Consider the following 20,030-nt stretch of genomic DNA (forward strand, 5'->3'; position numbering starts at 1 on the left):
GTTGAAATTCAGTTGGAAACCTTCAGAAAGAGAGTACAATTGCACTATTTCTTTGAAAGAATATTTAATTAACATGAAAAAAATTACTTTAGTGGCACCGGGTCTCATTCCAGACACGAAGTGGATGTTGAATGAGCCACACACTTATTTATCTACCTTATTATCCAGAGCTTCAGTGAATGAAGAGCCTGTCTATTCATTAGAAGCTACCTTGAAGCAGCTCTTTTCCATTACAGAAGACAATTTACCTGTTGCGGCATTCATTGCTCATTACAGAAATATCTTGCAAGAAAATGAGCGGGATGCACACTTTTGTTGCGCAGATTATGTGCATTTTCAAGCAGATGCACATACAGTTTTTTTAAAATCCGTTTTAAATCGAGCTTTAGATCCCTCTGAGCATGAGCAGATTCAAACACTGATTAGACCTTATATCGAGCCACAGCACCAATTATTCGCACTACAAGATGAACAAAATGCAGTTGTTCGACTTAGTGAAAAATTCGATATAATAACCAACCCTTTGTGGGAGGTGTTGGGGAAATCGTTGCACATGCGTCTACCTTCAGGGCCAGATGCGGCCCAGATGCAACGTTTAATGACTGAACTACAGATGCTATTAAAAAATGCGCCCTTTAATCAAAAGCGTGTTGAAGAATCACTTGCCACTGTAGAAGGGCTATGGTTATGGGGATTTGGTTGCTTACCTAAAAATCTTACTTCTGAGTTTGACCTCATTGTGAGCAATGAAAGCTTTATGGGAGGGTTGGCTAAATGCGCTCAAACAACATTTGCTTCATTGGAAGAAGAGCCTCAAACGATATTTCAAAGCAAATATCAAAATGTATTGGTTGTAGATACAAGGTTTCTCTATGCACTGCGTGAAGGAGATGTCACCCTCTGGCAACAATTGTTAAAAATATATGAAGACAATTATTTTTCTGCCTTTTATCATGCATTAGCAAATAAAAAATTATCTGAAATTAATTTTAATGTTGGCCGAAATAAATCTTATACACTGACACGGCATCAATTAAAATATTTTTGGCGACGTATTCGAAGCTTAGAAACTTTTTGCGAAGTGTAGAAGCTGTAAATTAAAAGCAAGGTTATTTGATGCTAAATCTTCCTATTCCAACAATAAAAAAAAGAGAAGTAGATACACAGCGAAACCTCTTAGCAACTGAGTCAGGATTACATCCTGTCATTGCCCAGATACTTGCTTCTCGACCTTTTGATGATAATTATTCACCATCGAAATTACTTTCTATGTCGCTTAAAGATCTGGATGCACCCAATGGATTAGCAGATCTCAAAAAAGCAATCGATCGGGTTATCTTAGCTTTTCAGCGCAATGAAGTAATTGGTATTGAAACCGATCATGATTGTGATGGTCAAACCAGTCATGCAGTTATTTATGAAGCTTTTATCAACTATTTCTCTTATCCAAAAGAGAAAATACGTTCTTATATTGGACATCGTTTAAAAGAAGGTTATGGTTTATCAAAAGCATTGGTAGATAGAATTTTAGAAGATAGCCCTAAGCCAAGTTTGATCATTACGGCAGACAATGGTTCCTCAGATGAAGTCTCTATTGCACGACTCAAAGAGAATGGTATTGATGTAATTGTGACCGATCACCATGAGATTCCGGTAGATGGTATTCCTAAAAGCGCAGTTGCTGTTTTAAATCCAACACGGCCTGATTGCCAGTATCCAGATAGATTTGTTGCAGGCTGTATGGTGGCCTGGTTGTTTATGGCTGCCTTACGACAAGCATTAATAGAGCATAAAGTTCTTCCACATATACCCAAATTGGGTGAACTCTTAGATTTTGTGGCGGTTGGAACTATTGCGGACTGTGTGAGTATTGCAAAAAGTAAAAATAATCGAATTGTGGTGATGCGTGGAATGCAGTTGATACAACAAGCCAAAAGAGCATGTTGGAAAGCTGTATTGCCGCTCTTATCTGCTCCTTTGCGCTCAGAGGATTTGGGTTTTAAAATTGGCCCCTTATTAAATAGTGATGGCAGATTATCCTGTGCCTTTGGTTCTGTCAGCTTTTTGCTTGCCGAAGATATTGTAGAAGCAAAAAAATGGATAGAACATCTACAAATTCAAAATGCATCACGTAAAGAGATTCAAGAACGTATTACTCAGCTTGGATTAGAACAGGCCCTTTTGCAATATTCGAAAGGGAAATCTAGCTTAAGTATTCTCCTGAACGAAGGGCATGCAGGTGTGCATGGGATTTCAGCGAGTCGCATTAAAGACGCTTTTGGTAGACCTACGATTATTTTCTGTCCTAAAGCAGAAAATCCAGATCTCTTAACCGGATCGGCGCGTTCTGTGCCTGGTTTACATTTGAGAGAAGCATTACAAGCGGTTAAAGAGCGATGTCCAGATATTATTGAAAAATTTGGTGGGCATGAAGGGGCAGCTGGACTCACCATTTATAAATCAGGTTTTGAAATTTTTTCTGCTCATTTTGAAGAGGCTGTAGGCGCTACTTTATCTCATGCCCAGTTAGGCCCTGTTTTATGGACAGATGGTGCGCTGGACAGCCAATTTTTAAGTTGTGATTTTATTGAAGGCTTAATGAATCAACTAGAACCTTTTGGTCGAGAGTTTGAGCCTCCACAATTTGAAGCACAAGCCATCGTTACCACTTTACAATTTATGGGTGAAAAAAAGAATCATGCACGCCTTGGTCTTTCAATAGAAGATGTGTGGGTCAATGGTGTCTGGTTTTTCTGTCGTGACAGCGCAGAGGATATCTCTCCAATTGCCATTGGGGATGAGGTTCAAGTGGTTTATGTACCCAAAGTTGAGGTATTTAGAGGCAACAAGCGTCTTGTCTGCATGATTAATTATTGCCAAAAAATATAAGTATAGTCTTCGCACATGCGTTTTCGGGGGTGTTGTCTTCGCTCTCTCGCAATCCTCATGTACTAATATGGGAACGAAGGTTGCTCGAGGCTTGACGCCTACCCGACATTGTGCCCCTTGCGGGTAAAAATCATGTGCTGTGACTATAATTAGAGGGGGCTGCCTTCGCCATCTCGCAAAAGTCATGTATTTTTATATACACGCCTTATTATTGTAAAGTTAAAAAACAAACTCATAATTTATTAACTTTATGCCTCTAAGCGAGCCTTAAAGCGCGTCAAAATATAGCGAGGCACTTCAACTTGCTTTAAAATGACGCAACGAAAAAAATAATGAGGTTTCCGTGGAGACACAACCCCTTCAAACCAAAATCAAAGATTTAAGCCAGCGCTTGGAAAAGCTCAGGGGGTATCTTTGACTATGATCAAAAGTGCGATCGATTAGAAGAAATTACGCGTATGTTAGGCTCTTCTGATATCTGGAATGATCCTGATAAAGCGCAGGCTTTTAATAAGGAACGCGTACAGCTTGAGAAAATAATTGAAAATGTGGATTTTATTCGCAATGGCTTAAGAGAGTTAAAAGAGCTGTTGGCGATTGCTATTGAAGATGAGGATGAAGATACTTTTCATGAGCTGTGCGAGGAAGCAGAAAAATTAGAAGAAGCTGTGCACAAGCTAGAATTTCAGAGGATGTTTTCCAAAGAAATGGATCCTAATGATTGTTACATTGATTTTCAGGCGGGTAGCGGTGGAACAGAAGCACAAGACTGGGCAGAAATGCTGCTTAGAATGTATCTACGTTGGGGAGAGCGCAAAGGTTTTAAGCTGACCCTACTAGAATGCTCTGCTGGGGAAGTGGCCGGTATTAAGAGTGCTACGGTAAAAGTAGAAGGTGATTATGCTTATGGTTGGTTAAGAACAGAGTCTGGAGTGCATCGTTTGGTGCGTAAATCACCCTTTGATTCAGGAAATCGTCGCCATACTTCTTTTGCGGCAGTATTTATATCACCACATCTTGATGATGATATTGAGATTGATCTCAATCCTGCAGATTTGCGAATTGATACCTATCGTGCCAGTGGGGCGGGTGGGCAGCATGTAAACAGAACAGATTCTGCAGTGCGTATAACTCATGTACCGACCAACATCGTTGTACAATGCCAAAGCGATCGATCTCAACACAAAAATAAAGCGCAAGCCTTAAGCCAATTAAAATCTAAATTGTATGAGTTAAAAATGCGAGAGCGCAACCAAGAGCAACAAGCTATCGAAGACAGCAAATCTTCGATCGGTTGGGGGAGTCAAATTCGCTCTTATGTCTTAGATGATTCTCGTATTAAAGATTTAAGAACACACGTGGAAACCACCAATATTCAAGGTATGTTGGATGGTAACTTATTGGATATGTTTATTTCAGCCAGTTTAAAAAGTGGGATATAAAATGACCGAATCAAATCAAGCGAAAGATCACAGCAATCAAGATGCAAATGAGCCACAAATTTCTCTGAATGAGCAAATGATTGAGCGACGCAATAAATTAAAAGCCTTGAGAGAACAAGGCAATGCTTATCCCAATGATTTTAAACGAGATGCCTATGCAAAGGATTTGATAGATGCTTTTGGGTCTTTAGAGCATGATGTGTTAGAGCAGGAAAATAAACAAGTTCACCTAGCAGGTCGCATGATGACCAAGCGACTGATGGGCAAAGCAAGTTTCATTCATTTGCAAGATATGACTGGACAGATTCAAGTATATTTAAAACAAAGCGATTTGCCAGAAAATGTGTATGATGCCTTTAAGCATTGGGACTTAGGCGATATTGTGGGGGTGGTAGGTACTGTTTTTAAAACAAAGACTGGAGAGCTTTCTATTAAAGCCAGTCAAGCACATTTACTTTCAAAATCATTAAGACCTTTGCCAGACAAATATCATGGGCTTGTTGATATTGAATCGTGTTATCGCCAACGTTATTTAGATTTGATGACCAATGCACAAACTCAGCAACGATTCCGTATGCGTACTCAACTGATCCAAGGCATACGAAATTTTTTAAATGAACATCGTTTTATTGAAGTTGAAACCCCAATGATGCACTCCATTGCAGGAGGGGCTGCTGCTAAGCCTTTTAAAACGCATCATAATGCATTGGATATGACTTTATTTTTAAGAATTGCACCAGAGTTATTTTTAAAGAGATTAGTTGTTGGTGGTTTTGAGCGTGTTTATGAAATCAATCGTAACTTTCGTAATGAAGGATTATCGACAAGGCATAATCCAGAATTTACGATGATTGAATTTTATCAAGCCTATGCAGACTATCATGATATGATGAATTTCACTGAGCAAATGATCCGCTATTTGGCTGAAACGGTATTAGGAAAGTCTGAACTTCATTACCAAAATAATATTTTTGATTTAACCAAGCCATTTGAGCGATTGACGGTTAAAGAAGCTATTTTAAAATATAATCCAGATTTTAAAAGAGAGCACATTGATAATTATGCTGAGCTTTGGAACTATGCAGAAAAATTAGGCGCTCATCTTGAAAAAGATTATGGTATTGGTAAAGTACAAATTGAAATCTTTGAAAAAACAGTTGAAACAAAGCTAATTGCTCCAACTTTTATTACGGCTTATCCAACGGAAGTTTCTCCTTTAGCACGCAAGAATGATTTAGATCCAACGATTTGCGATCGTTTTGAATTTTTTGTCGGCGGAAGAGAGATTGCTAATGGTTTTTCTGAATTAAATGATCCAGAAGATCAAGCAGAGCGTTTTAGAGAACAAGTAAAGCGTTTAGAAGCAGGTGATGAAGAAGCAATGCATTATGATGAGGATTATGTAACTGCTTTGGAGTTTGGTTTACCACCCACCGCAGGTGAAGGGATTGGTATTGATAGATTGGTGATGTTATTTACTGATACGGATTCAATACGGGATGTTATTTTGTTTCCTCAAATGAGGCCGCAGGCTTAAACTTTGAAGTTCTTGAAGGGTTATTAAAATGCGGGACGACACAACGGTCGTCCCGAAAATTCTACATATCTTGTGATTTGCCTATTTAACCCAAAAGCTTTCGCGCTAAATCGACAGCCTCTTTTAACTCTGAATAATGATCCAATGATTTTTTAGGATCTAAGCCTAAACGCTTAAAAGCAGGTAATTCTGCCCTATTTAATTTAGTCAAAGGGTGAGTAGTATCATCAAGTGCATAAATTTTTGCTACCAATAAAGTATCTGCTAAATCAGCTTTATCTTTTTTAAGATAATAGTCGTAGAGTTCAACAGGGATGGATCTAAGCTCTGGCGCAAATTGCCAAGCTGTCATAATGGCTTGGCTGAGTTTGGCAGAATGTGTTTCAATAATTTTATCTAAGGTTTGCTCATCCGCTAAGATTTCAGGATGTTTTTCTGCAAAGGATAAAATAGATAATATGCCGATTTCATGTAATAACCCCGCTAACATTGCTTGATCAACGGGTAATTTAGCATTTTGTAGCGCAAGTGCGCTGCAAATACAAGCCACGTAAGAACAATGTTCCCATGCTGCAATCATTCTTTGGGCAATGAGTTTATTTGAAGTTTTGAACATTTGTTCCAAAGCTAAACCAATGGCTAAATTCCCAACGAAGCCGACACCCATACGTGCGATTGCATTATCCAGTCCTTGTATGGGTACTCTACCTCTAACCAGTGGGCTATTTGCCAGTCTTAAAATACGCGCGGTAAGGCCGGGATCTTTTTTAATAATTTTGCAGAGATCTTCAACGGTAACACCTGGATCATTGACTACTTCCTGTAGTTCTGTGGCAATTTCTGGCTGAGAAGGTATGGGTAATTTATTAGACTCTATTGCTTCCAGTATTTCGTTGTACAGAGCCTGTGTTTTTACTGCCACCATGATGTAACTTCCTTTTGCTTCAAATTAATATTCTTTATTATTTGCAACTACCCAGGCTGTCTCCTTTGTTTATAGGCTAAGTAGTTTGCTTGTTTTTAGGTGTACGTTAAGTTTAGATGATGCAGTTTAGGTCCATCGACTAATTTGAGAAATAAATTTTCAAAATTTTGATGATCATCTTTGAGTAAAATAAGCATTTCATAACTACCTGCTGCCGTTGGCGATGCAACAATGACATGTCCTACTGCATGTGATTGTTCATTTTCACAATAGAGGATCTCGTCGTTGGGTTGTGGGCTGAAAGTGCTGTTTGAAATAAGTGCTCGATGTAAGTGTTTATTCACTTTTCCTCGATATTGCATTCTCGCAATCACTTCTTGCCCTAGATAGCATCCTTTTTCAAAACTTACCGCATTTAATGTAGGCAGATTCAGATAATGTGGAAAAAATAGATCGGCTGTTTCAGAGAAGATCATGGGTATTCCTGCTCTGATCTCAAGCAAGTTCCAGAATTCTGAATTAATGGCGGTAAATTGCGTGTTGCATTTTTCCCATAATGTAGGAATGGTGTCTAAATGAGCAATAAATAAATATCTAGGCTTATCGCCTCTTATGCGCGCCAATAGGCTGTGTTCTTTATCCAGTGTTGTATAATCATTTATGTTGAGTGCTTGAGAGAGATAAGTATTTTCTAGCCAGATGCTTGCATTGTCTCCATAAAGTGTAAACGCAGCAAGATCTTTGGTCTTATCACTAATAACGACTTTTGAAAATAAAGCATATTTTTTTAATCGTGTTAATGTGTCTGATAAAGTATTTAGTTGTAATATTAATAAATAGCAGGGTTCATCTTCCCAGTAACAATTAAAAATTCTAAAGAAATTTTGAATTTTACCTTTCTCAGAACAATGCGCACCTAAGCGCATTTGAATCGTTTCACCCTCTTTGAATTGACAGGTAAATTGGCCTTGTAGAAATTTTTGCGCATCTTGTCCTTTGACTTGAATAAAAGCGAGCGAAGGAAGTGGCATTAGAACCGTTTGTTCTGTGACCAATGCATAACTTTGTTCTTGGCTGCACAGAGCAATATTGTGCGCTGAATCATGATTTAAATTCAGTTTATTAACTTTTTTTTCTAAATAATTGGACCAAAATATTTGCATGAACTAAAAACAACTAGTTAAAGTATATAGAAAAATCATAATATAAAGTAATAGCTAAAACAGCAATAAGTTTTTTAAATAACTATGCTTGAAATGATCAAACAGATTTTAGATTTCTGGTTTATAGAAGAGGATACTTCAGCTTCTCCTATGTCGCGTGCTTTATGGGATGAAGAGTGTACAGAGTATGATTCATTTATAAAACACAAGTTTGAAGGACTGCATTATTTAGCAGTGAAAGGTAAATTAAACAGTTGGCTCAGACAGCCTAAGAGCTGTTTGGCTTTTATTATTTTGATGCATCAGTTTCCTAAGCGGATGCATCGAGGTTCTCCAACTGCTTATCAATTTGACGGCCTTGCCATTAAAGCAACGGATAGAGGTCGAGATCGAAAATTAGATAAAGAACTTGATATCATAGAAAAAGTCTTTTTTTATGCCCCTTATATTGATTCCGAAGAACTCACGCATCAACGTCTGAGTCTTGTTTTATTACAGAAATTAATTGCGGAAGCAAAAGAGAATAATGATAGGTGCATGTCTTATTTGGAAAAATCAAATAGGAGAGCATCAGACAGTTATGTTATTATCCAAAACTTTGGTAGGTTTCCAGCGAGAAACGAAATACTTGAGAGAGAGTCTACCCAAGAAGAATTAGTTTTTTTAGGATTGCCGAATAATTTTTGTTAAAATGGTTGCTTCAATAATTTTTAATATGAGCGAAGCGAATCGAAAATCCCACTTTTTGAAGGGGGACGCGCACTGATAAGTGCGCAAGGGGGATTTATGCTGAGAGACTTAAGGTCGTGCAGCTAAATCTCTCTTGCGCTCTGCGCCTTCTCTCTTTACTAAAGAGAGAAGATTGATTCGCTGCGCTCATCGAGAATTCTATTAAAAACTCAACTACTCATTTCAATTATGATGATTAATCTATGACTATAAACAAAGAAAGAGAAAAAATTCGTTGGGCATGTAGAAGAGGAATGTTGGAATGCGATCTTTTTCTCGTACCTTTTTTTGAGCATTGTTATGATAGCTTATGTCCAGAAGAGAAAATCATTTTTGAAAAATTATTGGTTGAAAGCGATGCAGAACTTTTTGCTTGGTTAATGCAGACAGAGAGTCCTTCTCATTCAAATTATGATCTTATCCTCGAAAAAATCAGAATTTTCAAAAAATCACAGATTTCTGCTTAAGCCTTCTAAACTGTTATTTTTATACCTGTTTGCTTTAGCATTGGCCACATTACTTTGTTTTTATATTCTTGTACAAGAATATAAAGCCAGCCTGTTATTAGTGCCAATATGGGGGTTTTATTTTTATTATCTTTTTAAAAAATACGTTTTTCTTTGTCACCCACAGAGCATTATCGCGCTTCAAGCTTTTACAGCACGTGAATGGCGCATTGAACTTTGTAATCACAGCCACTATCTAACTTTCGAGAGTAAACCTAGTTTTAGGTGTCGATGGTTTAGCATTCTATATTTGCGTGTACCTACTCGCAGCCAGCCTTTTATAATTTTTGTTCCAAAAGACAGTATGCCATTAGAAATTTATCAGTTATTATTGTATCAGTTGTCTTAATAAATTCTTGAGGCAACCGATATAAAAGGTATCTTGGTACGTTTTAGTGTACATGAAGCGTGCATTTACAAGAGTTTGAGATGATTGCCATGGTTGGCTGCCCAGTTCTACAACGTAACAATTAGCCAAATATAAGTGTGAAAATTATGGGGCAGTATTCCTTAATGAGAAATCGAGACACCCTAGAAAAAGAGCTGATAGAATCTGCTCAAAATGGGGATAGGCAGGCGTTTGATTTATTGGTTGAACGCTATCAATTTAAAATCATCAAGTTAGTAAATCGTTATGTAAGAGATCCCGTTGAAGCAATGGATATTGCACAAGAGTCTTTCATCAAAGCTTATCGTGCAATTGGGAAGTTCAGAGGTGATAGCGCGTTTTATACATGGTTATATAGAATAGCGATTAATACCGCAAAAAATCATGTAATGAATGTCTCAAGAAAAATTATTGAAACGGATGTTGAATTATTAGATTTGGAACAGACTTTAACGAAAGCTAACTTCAGAGATTATACAGCACCTGAGAATGTGCTTCAGGATAATGAAATTAGAGCGGTTATCTTTGATGTTATTCAAAAGCTTCCGAAAGAACTAAGAACCGCTATTATGTTAAGGGAGTTAGAGGGCTTAAGCTACGAAGAAATTGCAACGATCATGACATGCCCAATTGGCACCGTGCGTTCCAGGATATTTCGAGCACGTGAAGCCATTGAGAAGAAGGTGAAACCATATTTAAGAGAGGGATAGGGATCATGGATAAACAGGATAGTAATCATTTATTAACGGAAAATGGTGAACCTGAAGATATTTTATTGCAAGATAAGCAAAAAATATTACAATTGATTGATGATGAATTGTCCATTGCAGAGGCAAGGATCATCATAGAAAAATTAAAAACCAACGATGTACTCAGGAGTTATTGGCGAGCACAGTTGCTCATTTCTTCTGTGCTTAAAGAGGGTAGTAGCGTCGATTGGCTTGCGTCAGATATCACCATTTCCAAACATCAACAGCAAACAGAAATCATTATTAATAAAAACCCATCATCCGAGAATTATACAGAGAAAAAGTCGGGCACATCCTGACTTAGAATACGTGTGTCCGCACCTATATTTTCTCCTTTCCTGTGGATTTATTGTCTTTTGGTTGTTAACTAACAAATGGTACAATGATTTATTCCTTAGAAATTTATGCTCAAAGCATAATGAATTAGGGACTGTTTAAAGCAAATCTAAACTATCCCTAAACCAATGCGAGAGCATGAAATACCACAAGTAGTTAGGAGTGGTATATGCTAAAAGCAATTCCGTATTTTCCACGCGTATTCATCCATTCCGTCATGCTTACTTTCATTATTTTTCTGTTTGGTGCCCATTCTCGATCTTTTGCTGATAACAATACTTTACCTGATTTTACAACGGTGGTTGATCAAGTCGGTGATTCTGTTGTGAATATTATTACCATCAAAAGAGAAGGCACAAAATTAATCCCTGATGAGTTGCGTGATGATATTGAAAATACGCCTTTAATGGGCGTATTAAGAGAGATGTTTGGCAGCCAATTAGATGAAAAACTATCAGGCAAGACACCTGGTTTAGGATCAGGTAGCGTTGTTTCTAAAGATGGTTACATTATTACGAATTTGCACGTTGTAGAAGGTACCGATGAAATTTATGTTCGCTTACATGACAGTAGAGAATATGTAGCAAAAATAATTGGCAAAGACACTGGTACTGATTTGGCACTTATTAAAATAGAAGCAGATGATTTAACGCCTTTAGTTTATGCCCCTGAAGAAAACATTAAAGTTGGGCAATGGGTCTTAGCCATTGGATCTCCCTATGGGTTTGAACACACGGTGACTGCTGGAATTATCAGCGCGACTGGACGAAGCTTAGGGGCAGAGCGGTATGTGCCTTTTATTCAGACAGATGTTGCGATAAATCCCGGGAACTCTGGAGGGGGGTTATTCAATCTAAAGGGTGAACTGGTTGGTATTAATTCTCAAATTATCAGTGAATCAGGTGGCTATGCAGGATTATCTTTTGCTGTACCAAGCCAGGTTATTCGATCAGTCATTGAGCAGCTAAAAACAACAGGTACGGTTGCAAGAGGATGGATGGGGCTTGCTTTTCAAGACTTAAATCGTGATTTAGCTACATCTTTTGGCATTAAGAAGGTGCAGGGAGCGTTGATATCAAAGGTTATTACAGGCAGCCCTGCTGAAATTGCAGGTCTTAAATTAGGAGATGTCATTATCAAGTTTAATGGCAATGAAGTAAAAAAGGCAACAGATCTTCCACCGATGGTTGGGCTTATCCCTATTGATACATCGGTCGATATGATTGTGATTCGCAATAGTAAAGAAATGCAGTTGTCTTTAAAGATTAAAACTTATCAGCAACAGGTCATTCAAGCAAATTACTCTGAAATGATAATACCACAACAAGATTTAAAGAAGAGTATAAGCCAAGGAATACTGGTAAGAAATCTAGAAGATTATGAAAAAAGAAGTTTAGAAATGAATCAGAAAGGTGTGATTGTTGTGAGAGTTACTGATCAAGAATGGGCTGAAGCAGGTATTCGCAGTGGAGATGTGATTCTTAGCTTGAATCATCAAAATGTTGAGGATACCGATAGATTTTATAATCTATTGATAAAGTCAGACGCAAAAATTATTCCAGTGTTAGTGACACGCCCAGGAGAAATTCAGAGGTTTATTCCGGTTAAGCGTAGATAAATAACAAAATGCTAAGTTGAGGGTACAAAAATGGCTAAAAAAAAGAAGAAAAGTGGTGTGTTAAAAAAAATAGCCAAAGGAATGGGTATTGGCAGTCAATCTACAGACAAAGAAAATACTCGCCCAGCCATTGATCTTAATATACCACCCATTGTAGAAGTTGAAAGAGACAATGCCTTTCTTCACGAGAGATTAAAGGGCGATAAAAAAGGCACTAAAGCAAATGTTAAAGTGAAACTTGCCACAGAAAGGGAGCCATTGACACTTCTAGAAGAAGTGAGGCGAGGTAAAAAACTTAAAAATGTACAAGATCGAAAATTGCAAGAAACGCCTAAAGAACAAAAGACTATTATAGATAGAACTGCTATTGGTGCAGATGCATTACAAGCGCAAATGCAGCGTCTTAAAAAACGAGAAGGGAATGTTGAACGAGAAGAAGATGTCTCTGCTACAAATAAGAAAGCAGAGCGCACTGCCTTACTGAAAAAAATACAAGATTTGTCAGTGGATAGAGAAGATTTTGTCAGTGAAAATAGAAAATTAAATAACTATGCAGAAAGCATTAGAAAATTGTCTATTAGCTTCGATGTTGATAATAAAGTAAAGAATAGAGAAGAAATTATACAAGCATGTTTTGCAAGGGTTCAAGACTGCAAACAGCAAATGGATAGCTTTTTAAGAGACATTCAATCTGGAGAAATTCCGGAGAAATCTGAAGTCACACAGATTAAAAGAGGTGATATTCCCGATGCGGAAGTAGATTTGTCTCGAACCAGCATGAAAGGGAATGAAAAATTTTATGCCAGTCAATTTAATAATACAATCAGAACAGGTATTGTCCAATCTGTTAATACATATTTGACGTCTGTACAGCAAATTCAAGATGCAATTCTAAAAGGTTTGTCAGAAGAACTCATTACTGTCGATGAAGCGAAGCGTTATGCTGAGCAGTTTCTCTCTCATCATCAAAAAAATGTACAGTCTTTCTTAAAAGACAATGCCTACTATGACTTAAGTGCGCAGTTCGAAGAGCGAGAGGCAACAGAAGATGAGCTTCAAGAGCACCCAGAAGATCCAAAATATGTGGCAACAAATATAGAAGATGGAGCTTTTGAAGAGGCGCTGCTTGCTGAGGAGGAAGGTTTTGATTTTGAACAACTCTTAAATGGTTGGAATGAAATGTCGGAGGAAGGACAAGCTAGAATTAATGCGTTATTCGATCAAATTGACCCAGATCTTCCTGAGCGTGAAAAATTAAGAATAATAATGGAACAATGGGGTGAAGAACCAGCTTATTCTGAAGAAGATGTGTTTATTTCAGATGCAGACCCAGAGCTAACACCTGAAACCAAAGAAGAACTTTATAATTTTATTAAACCTGCTTTGCGCTCTATAACAATGCTGAACAATGATTCTGCATATAATCCAGTTGAAATGTTGAATGGATTTTTAGGTGGATCAGATGCAATAGATGAAATCCTTATTGAAGATTATTTAAAGGCAAATCAAAGCACCATTATTCAGTATCAAAATTTGGGCTTGCAACTTAATCTCTTGCAAAAAGCACTAGAAATTTATCATGAAGTGTATTTGGATGATGGGTATATCACTGAAGCATTAGAGCTTATCAATACGATAAATCCACCAGATGGTTGGGATATGGAAGATTCTGCTCAATTTTTTAAGCAAGTGTTTGAGCAAAGAAATCAATTATGGAGTGGTGAAGATTTTAGACGTTTAGAAGATTTGGTAAAAGATATTGCAGATTATTACAAACCAGAATCACGTAAAAAAGCAAAAGAATCTGAAACTTCTTTTGAAGAAATTCAAGTAAGTCAAGAAGCATGGGCTAAAGCAAAGCAATATTTTTACGATAACCCAACGAGTGTAAAATGTGATAAATATGAGAATAATTTGTCGCATTCTTTTTTAAATATAGAAGGACATCTCTTTGCCGTGCACACAGGGCCTTATGTTGGGCAAGGTGCTTTTGGTAAAGTAAAGCTTATCAAAGATGAATCAAACCATATCTTTGCTGTTAAGATACAGGGTGATGGTGATAGTACCGAAAAAGACGCTGAACATAATATTATGCGTATTGTCGGTGAACTGATTGGTAGAGGAGAGAGAGAATATGGTAGAACTTTCCAAACAAGTGGAAGGCATGCAGATAAAAAATTCTATACAGCAAAGCAATTTCTGCCGGGGCAAGAGCTTTACAAAGAGCTAAACTCTGATCTTTTTACTAAAGATATAGATCCTTCGCTTTTTACAGATTATAAGCCTTTCTTTCCACAGCCTATTTCTGAAGCTGTCCGTCTGGAAATAGCAATAAAAGCAATGCAATCTGTTCAATCAGTGCATGATAAGGGTGTTATTCATGCTGATATTAAACCTGAAAATTTCATTATAAATGTTGAAGGTGAAATGATTACAGTGAGTGCCACAGATTACGGACTTTCCAAAGTACTGCCACAAGGTGTTGATTTTATCATAGATCCTGCCGTCAGAGGAACTCCAGGTTATATTGCACCAGAAATTGCTACAGAGCGGCGTGATGGAAACGGAGAAGTGATTGGCTATACAGAACCAGACGGCAAATATTCTTTTGCCAGCGATGTCTATGCGTTGGGTGTCATGTTAAAAGATGACTTAGCTTTAAGTGAAGATGTTTATCAACCTCTTTTACAAGCAGATCCTGCAAAACGTCCAAGTATTGCAAATGCAATACAGATCTTAGAAGAAAGATTATCTACCGTAAAAACTGTTGAGATAGAGCCTACATCTATAGACGCAGATTTAGATGCAGAAGCAATCTCAGAAGAACAAGAGGATGTGCCTTTTGAGGAGAATGAAGCTCAATTTGATAGGGATGCAGTAGCTACAGAGAAATATAAGAGTAAAATAACATTGTTTATTCGTGACTGGGCACGTAATTTGGTTAGAAATGATGCAGGGGTATTGCAGGAAATAAAAGAAAAGAATTTGAATGAAGCTCAGCAAGAAGAAGTTTTTGCATTTTTGCAGAAAGATACAGCTGCTCGGATTCAACAGCAATGGAATGAGATCATTCAGAAAGCAAAAGAAGGATTTTATCCAGAAGAGCAAAATAAAATGCTCTTAGGTGTTGTTGCACTCCATGAAAAAGATTTGATAGATAGGATTCGAAATCCAATCTCTTCAGATAAAGACGAGTCTGTACAAAAATTAGTAGATAATCTCTTCAATGAGCAACTTATCACTTCTGGTAATGAGTTTTGGGAGTTCATGAAAGATACGCTTGATGAAGAACGTTGGTTAGAAATTGGAAGAGTGGCTTTAGAGATACCAGAAGATGAAATGCAAACTGAAGATGAGGAACGATATATTATTTCACAGTTTTTAAAAATAAAATTTACAGCTACTCAGATTAATGAAATGTTAGAAGAACTTATTGAAAGTTTAGAAGATGAAAAAAATATTGATGCAAAGCTTTTGGCTCTAGATTCAGATCTAGTAGATAGCCTTGAAACAATGTCAATATACCGAAAACTTGAAGTTTTATCTCAAATGGAGGATGAGAGGGAAGAACAGTCTGCAAGCTTAGATGAAACAAATGAGTTGCAAAGTGATGACGATAGTGGCCTTGAAACACTTTTTGAAATGCGACGTTCATCACCCAAGCTTGAACATAAACCAATACCTAATGAAGGTCTTGATGAGCTTGAAGAGGGAATGCCTGAATTTTCTCTACCAACACAAGGTAGTATAGGGGCTAAATCTGAAAAAAAACCAATACCTGATTCAGGTCTTGATTTGGCGGATGATGAACACGTAGCTTTTGCACAGAATATGACACAGATGGAAGAAGAAAAGAAAAAAGCGCCTAGAAAAGAGCTAGAAGATAGTGTGCCCTCTAAACGCAAATCAATGCCTGATCTTTCGAGTGCTAAACAAACAAGAAAAGCAAGACCTCAGAGTGATTCTGCACTAATAACATCATTGAACGATGAGCCTAGAAAAAATCCGCCATTACATTTTTCCGCTTTTTCTTCAGCGCCTAAAATAAAAGATGCTGAGGTTATTTTTACAGTGCACTCAAGACCAAAACCTGAAGTGAAAGTAGATGAGCAATTTTCTGATGATGTAACACCTGAGATTAAAATATCTGCCTCTTCTAAACCAGCATCTAAATCTCAGAAAACGGAAACTTCAGTGCTATCAAGTAGTGATGAGGCAAAGGTGCAGAAAGTATTCTCTCAAAATGCGCCTAAATCAGAATTCCCCGAGGCCTTTGTCGAAAAAATTTATCAGCTCCATCCAGTAAGTGATTGGAAGATACAGCATCCTGACAGCAAAACGATAGATATTATTTCGAAGCATGAGCCAGCCCAAAAATGCCATATTCAAATGCAAAATGAAGATGTTAAATTTGAAGCAAATGGTAAGGGTGTGGGAGATATGCTCAATTGTGTACAAGCCTATCAAGAAAGCGTTGCCAAGGATTTTGACTTAACTTATGATTTGGCAGTACGCACTGAAGGGAAAGCCATTGAGGTGCTGCAACAACTCATCAGTAAAGGCATTAACAAAGAACAAATTAGCTCTGTTGAAGTGGCTGGTAAGCAGCTTGATGCAGAGAGTCTTCAGAGATTATTGGAAAGCGCTGCTGTGGCTGATAAAACCAAGCGGCAAAGCATGTAGTAGTTGTCTTAAATGTCAACATTTTTTGCGCTTAATTCTAGGCTCGTCACTGCGAGGCGTTCACGACGAAGCAGTCCATCTTGAAATCCTTAAAAGCACTGTAAGAAAGACTTCAAGATGGATTGCCGCGCAAAAGACGTTATGGTTTATTTCCTATTTCATTTTTTTCCTGCGTCTTTTGCTCGCAACGACGATCTTTATTCGTGCGGTTCAGGTGGATGATGAGTCCCATGTTAGATCGTGGTGCGAGGCGAGATTATTACCATCGAATGATGGATTAAAAACTAAACTACCTTCCTTAGCGCATTTCGCATAAAATACACGTAGTTTCCAAACAAATACGTTATATAACAAACTAAAAATATGAAGCATATTCGGAATTTCTCTGTTATCGCCCACATTGATCACGGTAAATCAACGTTATCTGACAGACTTATACAGGAGTGCGGTGGCTTAAGCTCTCGTGAAATGTCTGCGCAAGTCTTAGATTCAATGGATTTAGAACGTGAGCGTGGTATTACCATCAAAGCACAAAGTGTTTCCTTGCAATATAAAGCAAAAGATAATAAAGTATACCAACTAAATTTTATTGATACGCCAGGCCATGTTGACTTTGCTTATGAGGTCTCTCGCTCATTGGCCGCATGCGAAGGTGCTTTGCTGGTTGTTGATGCTGCCCAAGGTGTAGAAGCGCAAACGGTGGCAAATTGCTATACAGCAATTGAACAAGACTTAGAAGTGATTCCTGTCTTAAACAAAATTGACTTACCTCAGGCAGAGCCAGAACGCGTTATTGATGAGATAGAGCAAATTATTGGTATTGAAGCCAAAGATGCGCTTCGGGTCAGTGCTAAAGAAGGCATTGGCATTAAAGAATTATTAGAGGAATTGGTTGAGAAAGTACCAGCGCCAAAGGGTGATGAAAATGCCCCCTTGCAAGCACTGATTATCGATTCTTGGTTTGATAATTATTTAGGTGTTGTATCCTTGGTTCGGATCAAAAATGGCCGTTTAGCCATTAAGGACAAAATTAAAGTAATGTCGACTGGTTTGAGTCACCAGGTTGATCAATTAGGTGTTTTTACACCTAAACGCTTGAACAAAGAAGTGCTAAATACGGGTGAAGTTGGTTTTATTGTTGCTGGAATTAAAGATATTAATGGTGCGCCTGTGGGCGATACCATTACGCATCATCACAATCCATGCGAGAATGCATTGCCTGGATTTAGTAAGGTGCAACCTAAAGTATTTTCTGGATTATTTCCAGTTAATAATGATGATTTTGAAGCCTTTAGAGAAGCATTATCAAAATTAAGCCTAAATGATGCGTCGCTATACTACGAGCCTGAATCGAGTACAGCACTAGGATTTGGTTTTCGCTGTGGATTTTTGGGCCTCTTGCATATGGAAATTATACAAGAGCGATTAGAGCGAGAATACGATCTTGATTTAATTACGACAGCGCCTACTGTGGTATTTGAAGTTGTGACAACCAAAGGTGAAACTTTACATATTGATAACCCTGCTAAGCTACCGGCTGTTAGCTTAATTGAAGAGATGAGAGAACCTATTGTTGAAGCGCATATTTTAGTACCACGTGCTTATGTTGGCGATATCATGACATTGTGCATTGAAAAGCGTGGTTTCCAGAAAAAAATGGAATATGTGAGCTCTCAGGTAGCGCTTACCTTTGAATTGCCAATGAATGAAGTAGTGCTTGATTTTTACGATAGGCTTAAATCAATTAGTCGTGGTTATGCTTCTTTTGATTATGAGTTTGTGCGCTTCCAGCAAGCAGATCTTGTTAAAATGGAAGTCTTGATTAACGGTGATCCAGTGGATGCTTTAGCGCTGATAGTACATCGTCAGAATGTGGCTTATCGTGCGCGCGCATTAACGAGTAAGCTAAAAGATTTAATCCCTAGACAGATGTTTGATGTTGCGATTCAAGCGGCAATTGGGGCGCAAATTATTGCTCGTACCAGCGTAAAAGCTTTACGAAAAAATGTGACGGCAAAATGCTATGGTGGTGACGTGTCACGTAAGCGTAAATTACTTGAAAAGCAAAAGCGCGGTAAAAAGCGTATGAAACAGGTAGGTTCTGTGGAGATTCCACAAGAGGCTTTCTTAGCAGTACTAAAAATGGATCAAGAAAAATAGAATGCTCTCCCAAAATTGGTAGAGGGGAAATGTTTGCTTCGCTTACATGAAAAAAGAATGAATTAAGGAATTGCTGTAATGAAATACTATATGGACTTTTCGGTTATTTTAGCAATAGGTACCATTGTGTGTGCAGTTGTCTGGGCGTTGGATACAATTCTTTTTAAGAAGAAACGCTTGGCAAATGCAAATGGCGATGTGACTCTTTCTGGAGATCCTAAAATAGTAGAATATGCAAAATCATTTTTTCCTATTTTACTCGTTGTATTTTTATTGCGTTCCTTTTTAGCAGAGCCTTTTCGAATTCCTTCAGGTTCGATGAAGCCAACACTACTGACAGGGGATTTTATTTTGGTTAATAAATTCTCCTATGGCTTTAGAATGCCTCTGTTAGGTAAGAAAATTATTGAGAAAGGCACGCCTAAGAGAGGCGATGTATTAGTCTTTAGATATCCTAAAGATACCTCTGTCGATTTTATAAAGCGAGTTGTTGCTATTCCTGGTGATAAAGTAACCTACAAAAATAAGAAATTGTATATTAATGATGAAATGATGGCGCAATCATTCCAAGAGCAAATAATAGATATGAATGATTATGGTATGGTGCAAAGTCTTAAACGTATAACTGAACAGCTTGATACAAAGGCACACTCTATTTATATAGATGATATGCGCCCAGATACAAACGTTGAGGTCATAGTACCTGAAGGCCATTATTTTGTTATGGGGGATAATCGAGACAACAGTGATGATTCTCGTAAGTGGGGCTTTGTTCCAGATGAACTTATTATTGGTAAGGCCATCTATGTTTGGATGAGTTGGGATACAAGTGCTAAAGATGTGCGTTGGAAGCGGATTGGTACGGCTATTAACTAGTTTGGAATGTCGATTATAAGGGCGGGCAC

14 protein-coding genes are annotated in these 20,030 nt (G+C 37.8%); 12 read left to right on the forward strand and 2 right to left on the reverse strand.

Translation table 11 applies throughout. The annotated features are described in order from the left end of the window. The first annotated feature begins 73 nt into the window (after positions 1-73). The 4 genes from CC99x_RS05020 (at position 74) to lysS (ending at position 5,868) form a co-directional block, all read left to right on the forward strand. Positions 74-1,087, forward strand: a complete 1,014-nt coding sequence (locus CC99x_RS05020; protein WP_141651865.1) for a hypothetical protein — start codon at positions 74-76, stop codon at positions 1,085-1,087. Positions 1,088-1,116: 29 nt separating this feature from the next. Next, positions 1,117-2,889, forward strand: coding sequence for a single-stranded-DNA-specific exonuclease RecJ (locus CC99x_RS05025; protein ID WP_057623054.1), 1,773 nt, complete (start codon positions 1,117-1,119; stop codon positions 2,887-2,889). A gap of 343 nt (positions 2,890-3,232) precedes the next feature. Next, a protein-coding gene (gene prfB, locus CC99x_RS05030) for a peptide chain release factor 2 (RefSeq protein ID WP_102134499.1) occupies positions 3,233-4,331 on the forward strand; the annotation gives its coding sequence in 2 pieces (ribosomal slippage) (positions 3,233-3,304 and positions 3,306-4,331; 1,098 coding nt in all). A 1-nt stretch (position 4,332) separates the two neighbouring features. Beyond that, the gene (gene lysS / locus CC99x_RS05035) at positions 4,333-5,868 is read left to right on the forward strand and encodes a lysine--tRNA ligase (RefSeq protein ID WP_057623052.1); all 1,536 of its coding nucleotides are present in this window, start codon (positions 4,333-4,335) and stop codon (positions 5,866-5,868) included. Between the two features lie 85 nt (positions 5,869-5,953). On the opposite strand, the gene CC99x_RS05040 is transcribed toward lysS, so the two are convergent. Further along, positions 5,954-6,793: an HDOD domain-containing protein gene (locus tag CC99x_RS05040; protein WP_057623050.1), complete on the reverse strand. Its 840-nt coding sequence runs from the start codon at positions 6,791-6,793 to the stop codon at positions 5,954-5,956. Positions 6,794-6,888: 95 nt separating this feature from the next. Beyond that, positions 6,889-7,956, reverse strand: a complete 1,068-nt coding sequence (gene ygfZ / locus CC99x_RS05045) for a CAF17-like 4Fe-4S cluster assembly/insertion protein YgfZ (RefSeq protein ID WP_057623048.1) — start codon at positions 7,954-7,956, stop codon at positions 6,889-6,891. 84 nt (positions 7,957-8,040) lie between these two features. Here ygfZ and CC99x_RS05050 point away from each other — a divergent pair, with 84 nt between their 5' ends. From CC99x_RS05050 to lepB, 8 genes are all read left to right on the forward strand, one after another. Then, positions 8,041-8,646 (forward strand): DUF924 family protein, encoded by a 606-nt coding sequence (locus CC99x_RS05050; protein WP_057623046.1) that lies wholly within the window; start codon positions 8,041-8,043, stop codon positions 8,644-8,646. Between the two features lie 242 nt (positions 8,647-8,888). Beyond that, a complete protein-coding gene (locus CC99x_RS05055) occupies positions 8,889-9,152 on the forward strand; it encodes an FAD assembly factor SdhE (protein ID WP_057623044.1) in 264 nt (87 codons plus the stop codon). 534 nt (positions 9,153-9,686) lie between these two features. Beyond that, complete coding sequence (rpoE, locus tag CC99x_RS05060) at positions 9,687-10,289, forward strand: RNA polymerase sigma factor RpoE (protein WP_375338902.1); 603 nt, start codon at positions 9,687-9,689, stop codon at positions 10,287-10,289. Positions 10,290-10,294: 5 nt separating this feature from the next. Continuing rightward, positions 10,295-10,627, forward strand: a complete 333-nt coding sequence (locus CC99x_RS05065) for a hypothetical protein (RefSeq protein WP_057623039.1) — start codon at positions 10,295-10,297, stop codon at positions 10,625-10,627. A gap of 206 nt (positions 10,628-10,833) precedes the next feature. Further along, on the forward strand, positions 10,834-12,282 hold the full coding sequence (locus CC99x_RS05070) for a Do family serine endopeptidase (protein ID WP_057623037.1): 1,449 nt from the start codon (positions 10,834-10,836) through the stop codon (positions 12,280-12,282). Between the two features lie 30 nt (positions 12,283-12,312). Next, entirely contained in the window at positions 12,313-16,965 is a 4,653-nt protein-coding gene (locus tag CC99x_RS05075; RefSeq protein ID WP_057623035.1) for a protein kinase domain-containing protein, read from the forward strand. Between the two features lie 363 nt (positions 16,966-17,328). Then, complete coding sequence (gene lepA / locus CC99x_RS05080; protein WP_057623033.1) at positions 17,329-19,125, forward strand: translation elongation factor 4; 1,797 nt, start codon at positions 17,329-17,331, stop codon at positions 19,123-19,125. 78 nt (positions 19,126-19,203) lie between these two features. Continuing rightward, positions 19,204-20,001 carry a signal peptidase I gene (gene lepB / locus CC99x_RS05085; protein WP_057623031.1) on the forward strand — a complete coding sequence of 266 codons (798 nt, stop codon included), beginning with the start codon at positions 19,204-19,206 and terminating at the stop codon, positions 19,999-20,001. The last annotated feature ends 29 nt before the right edge of the window (positions 20,002-20,030 follow it).

Source organism: Candidatus Berkiella cookevillensis (assembly GCF_001431315.2).
Lineage (GTDB): Bacteria > Pseudomonadota > Gammaproteobacteria > Berkiellales > Berkiellaceae > Berkiella_A > Berkiella_A cookevillensis.

Bases quoted from the DNA above. Each gene is read 5' to 3' on its own strand.
- CC99x_RS05020 (WP_141651865.1), top strand. From the start codon at position 74: ATGAAAAAAATTACTTTAGTGGCACCGGGTCTCATTCCAGACACGAAG.
- CC99x_RS05025 (WP_057623054.1), top strand. From the start codon at position 1,117: ATGCTAAATCTTCCTATTCCAACAATAAAAAAAAGAGAAGTAGATACA.
- lysS (WP_057623052.1), top strand. From the start codon at position 4,333: ATGACCGAATCAAATCAAGCGAAAGATCACAGCAATCAAGATGCAAAT.
- CC99x_RS05040 (WP_057623050.1), bottom strand. From the start codon at position 6,793: ATGGTGGCAGTAAAAACACAGGCTCTGTACAACGAAATACTGGAAGCA.
- ygfZ (WP_057623048.1), bottom strand. From the start codon at position 7,956: ATGCAAATATTTTGGTCCAATTATTTAGAAAAAAAAGTTAATAAACTG.
- CC99x_RS05050 (WP_057623046.1), top strand. From the start codon at position 8,041: ATGCTTGAAATGATCAAACAGATTTTAGATTTCTGGTTTATAGAAGAG.
- CC99x_RS05055 (WP_057623044.1), top strand. From the start codon at position 8,889: ATGACTATAAACAAAGAAAGAGAAAAAATTCGTTGGGCATGTAGAAGA.
- rpoE (WP_375338902.1), top strand. From the start codon at position 9,687: ATGGGGCAGTATTCCTTAATGAGAAATCGAGACACCCTAGAAAAAGAG.
- CC99x_RS05065 (WP_057623039.1), top strand. From the start codon at position 10,295: ATGGATAAACAGGATAGTAATCATTTATTAACGGAAAATGGTGAACCT.
- CC99x_RS05070 (WP_057623037.1), top strand. From the start codon at position 10,834: ATGCTAAAAGCAATTCCGTATTTTCCACGCGTATTCATCCATTCCGTC.
- CC99x_RS05075 (WP_057623035.1), top strand. From the start codon at position 12,313: ATGGCTAAAAAAAAGAAGAAAAGTGGTGTGTTAAAAAAAATAGCCAAA.
- lepA (WP_057623033.1), top strand. From the start codon at position 17,329: ATGAAGCATATTCGGAATTTCTCTGTTATCGCCCACATTGATCACGGT.
- lepB (WP_057623031.1), top strand. From the start codon at position 19,204: ATGAAATACTATATGGACTTTTCGGTTATTTTAGCAATAGGTACCATT.